This is a genomic window from Kordiimonas lipolytica (genome assembly GCF_042651265.1).
Classification (GTDB): Bacteria; Pseudomonadota; Alphaproteobacteria; order Sphingomonadales; family Kordiimonadaceae; genus Kordiimonas; species Kordiimonas lipolytica.
This window is the reverse complement of the sequence record NZ_JBHSCR010000026.1, coordinates 1-3,104: the sequence shown is the minus strand read 5'-3', so window position 1 is coordinate 3,104 and position 3,104 is coordinate 1. Positions and strand designations below refer to the sequence as shown.

General features: G+C 57.3%; 4 protein-coding genes. 1 reads left to right on the top strand and 3 read right to left on the bottom strand.

Features of this window, described 5'->3' with window-relative positions:
- Positions 1 to 110 precede the first annotated feature (110 nt).
- Positions 111 to 233 carry a hypothetical protein gene (locus tag ACFO5Q_RS16780; protein ID WP_269448952.1) on the top strand — a complete coding sequence of 41 codons (123 nt, stop codon included), beginning with the start codon at positions 111 to 113 and terminating at the stop codon, positions 231 to 233.
- Here ACFO5Q_RS16780 and ychF read toward each other — a convergent pair.
- Genes ychF through ACFO5Q_RS16765 form a run of 3 tightly spaced genes read right to left on the bottom strand, consistent with a single transcriptional unit; the run spans position 230 to position 2,768 of the window.
- Positions 230 to 1,333: a redox-regulated ATPase YchF gene (gene ychF, locus ACFO5Q_RS16775; protein ID WP_068145217.1), complete on the bottom strand. Its 1,104-nt coding sequence runs from the start codon at positions 1,331 to 1,333 to the stop codon at positions 230 to 232. The two genes, ACFO5Q_RS16780 and ychF, sit on opposite strands and share 4 nt — an antisense overlap.
- Position 1,334: 1 nt before the next feature.
- On the bottom strand, positions 1,335 to 2,069 hold the full coding sequence (pth, locus tag ACFO5Q_RS16770; RefSeq protein ID WP_068145220.1) for an aminoacyl-tRNA hydrolase: 735 nt from the start codon (positions 2,067 to 2,069) through the stop codon (positions 1,335 to 1,337).
- Between the two features lie 51 nt (positions 2,070 to 2,120).
- Entirely contained in the window at positions 2,121 to 2,768 is a 648-nt protein-coding gene (locus ACFO5Q_RS16765; RefSeq protein ID WP_068145225.1) for a 50S ribosomal protein L25/general stress protein Ctc, read from the bottom strand.
- Between the last annotated feature and the right edge of the window lie 336 nt (positions 2,769 to 3,104).

Below are 3,104 nucleotides of genomic sequence, written 5' to 3'. Positions count from 1 at the left end.
GAACAGGGGGTGGCCACCCCCTGTTCAAAATCAAAGAGGCACGAAGATCATAACAAATCTTCGTGCCTCTCAATGTATAAGGCCCCGCAATCGCGAAGCCTTTGAAGCTGGTGTTTCTTTTTTGGATCGTGTTTTTCCTGACCTACTTCGCCTATGACGTCTACTATTGGTGGCAGGAAGGTCCGGGCCTTGAGCATTACTATTACTGCCAGCCCAACTGGTTCTGCGATTAGTTCGCGAAGCGGAAGTGCAGTACGTCGCCGTCCTGCACGATATATTCCTTGCCCTCAAGGCGCATCTTGCCCGCGTCTTTCGCACCCTGTTCGCCGCCACAGCCGACAAAATCGTCATAGGCAGTGGTTTCGGCGCGGATGAAGCCTTTTTCAAAGTCTGTGTGGATCACACCGGCGGCCTGAGGCGCTTTGGTGCCCTTTGTGATGGTCCAGGCGCGGCATTCTTTGGGGCCCACGGTGAAGTAGGTGATCAGTTCCAGCAGGTCGTAGCCTGCGCGGATCACGCGGGCGAGGCCGGTCTGGCCAAGGCCGAGTGTCTCCAAGAACTCTGACTTGTCTTCTTCGCTGTCGAGCTGCGCGATCTCTGCTTCCACAGCGGCTGAGATCACAACGCAGCCAGCATCGTTCTTGGCGGCCATTTCCTCTACCGCGCGGGAGAAGTCATTGCCCTCAGACGCGCTGTCTTCATCCACGTTGCAGATGTACAGGATCGGCTTCGAGGTCAAGAGCTGAAGTTCCTTGAAGGCGCGTTCTTCGTCCGGGCTGTTGCGCTCAACGAAGCGGGCTGGCTTGCCTTCCTTGAGGAGCGGGATCGTGCGTTCGATCATTGCCATGGTCAGCACTGCTTCCTTGTCGCCGCCGCGTACCTTGCGGCCCAGGCCGTGGATGCGGCCTTCAAGGCTGTCGAGGTCAGCCAGCATCAGTTCCATCTCGATGGTTTCGGCGTCCGATACCGGATCAACGCGGCCATCAACATGGGTGATGTCGTCGTCTTCAAAACAGCGCAGCACGTGGCAGATGGCATCGGTTTCGCGGATGTTGGCCAGGAACTGGTTGCCAAGGCCTTCGCCTTTTGACGCGCCGCGCACGAGGCCCGCGATATCCACGAAGGACAGCTGGGTCGGGATAATCTCCTTGGAGTTCGCAAGCGCCGCCAGCTTGTACTGGCGGTCATCCGGCACCGGCACCTGGCCCACATTTGGCTCGATGGTGCAGAAAGGGTAGTTTTCCGCCGCGGCATTTGCCGTGTTGGTGAGCGCGTTAAAGAGCGTTGATTTGCCCACGTTCGGCAGGCCAACAATGCCACACTTGAAACCCATATCAGTCTTCCTTCTTGAGCGCCCTAAGGGCTTCGGCCATGGGGCCTTCGTTATTCTTTGGTTTGGCGGGGTTTGCCGCGAGTGATCTGGTCACCGGGCTGCGCGCCGCCTTCTCATCTTCACCAGTTGCCTCACCTTCCGGCTTCCCTTTGCCGGTAGACGGCCGGGGCGGGTTGATGTGGCGCGAAACTTCCGTCATGAAGCGCGGGTTGTCGCCCTGGGCCAGCCAGGCAGCTTCGCGCGCGATCGCGTCCAGTATCTTTTCAAGCTCAGCCTGTTCTGCCTTGGCAAAATCGCCCAGCACATGGCCGTGTACGCGGGATTTATCGCCCGGGTGGCCAATGCCGATGCGCACGCGGGTGAAATCTGGCCCGATATGCTGCGTGATGGATCGGATGCCGTTATGGCCCGCGGCGCCGCCACCCACTTTCACCTTCACCTTGCCGAACGCGAGATCAAGCTCGTCGTAGAAGACAACCACATCGGCGGGCGTCAGCTTGAAGAAGCGCATGGCTTCACCAACGGCCTGGCCCGAGAGGTTCATGAAGGTTTGCGGCTTGACCGCGATCACCTTCTCCGTCCCCAGCCGGCCCTCGCTTGTCAGCGCCTGCCAGCGGCTTTTTTCAGGCAAAAAATTATGGCGGCGAACAATCTCGTCCACCGCCATAAATCCAACATTGTGCCGGTGGCCTTTGAATTTGTCGCCTGGATTTCCAAGACCGACAAATAAAAGCATGGGATATCCCTTCCGGCATAAAAGGGCGCAGCGTGTGCGCCCCAATGTGTTTTACTCTTCGCCGCCTTCTTCTGCAGCAGCTTCTTCCGCTTCGCCTTCGCCTTCTTCAGCAGCGTTCGAAGAGGACTTGAGGCCAGACGGAGCAACGATCGCACAGATCGTGAAGTCACGGTCGGTGATTGTTGGCTCACAGCCTTTTGGAAGCTTCACGTCGGAAATCTTCACAGCGTCGTTGATGTCCAGATCAGCAACCGAAACTTCGATGTGCTCTGGGATCGCGTTCGCTGGAACATTCACTTCGATCTCGTGACGGGTGTAGTTGATCACGCCGCCGCGCTTCAGGCCAACGGATACTTCTTCACCAACAACATGGATCGGAATTTCCATCGTCACGACAGCACCTTTGCCCAGACGCAGGAAGTCGATGTGCATCGGCATGTCGGATACTGGGTGCAGTTGCAGGTCACGTGGCAGAACGGTGGTCTTCTTCTTGCCAACCTGTACGTCGAACGTGTGGGACATGAAGCCGCCACGGTTGAGAAGACGGATTACTTCGTTCTGAGGGATCTGAATTGCTTCAGGTTCTTTGTTGTCGCCGTAGATTACAGCTGGTACTTGACCAGCACGACGCGTTGCACGGGAGGCTCCCTTACCTACACGCTCACGCGGCTCAGCAACGATGGTGACGATGTCAGCCATGGTATTTCTCCAAACTCTATAACGGTGCGGGGACCATCCCCACGCCGACCGCCACTTCCTCCAGGGATGCAAGGGCGGAGTTGCTCATACGGGCGATCCCATATGAGTCGGGCGCGATGTACCGCGATTCCGGGTAAAATGCAAGCTGGAAACGGCCTTTGCACGAGCTTCGGGCCGATTCTCTGATGTTTTTTGTGCCATGGTGTCAGGCGGCGGCCTTGGCATCAACGATGATTAGGGCATCAAGGGCGGCACAAAGAAAAAGCAGCGGTGTTATGTGTCAAGCGCGGCTGCATAGTGATCCCTCATTTTTGCGTTTGCGCGAATGAGGATTTT

What these genes read in the sequence shown, in the direction of transcription:
- ACFO5Q_RS16765 (WP_068145225.1), bottom strand. Translation starts at nt 2,768, where the DNA reads ATGGCTGACATCGTCACCATCGTTGCTGAGCCGCGTGAGCGTGTAGGT.
- pth (WP_068145220.1), bottom strand. Translation starts at nt 2,069, where the DNA reads ATGCTTTTATTTGTCGGTCTTGGAAATCCAGGCGACAAATTCAAAGGC.
- ychF (WP_068145217.1), bottom strand. Translation starts at nt 1,333, where the DNA reads ATGGGTTTCAAGTGTGGCATTGTTGGCCTGCCGAACGTGGGCAAATCA.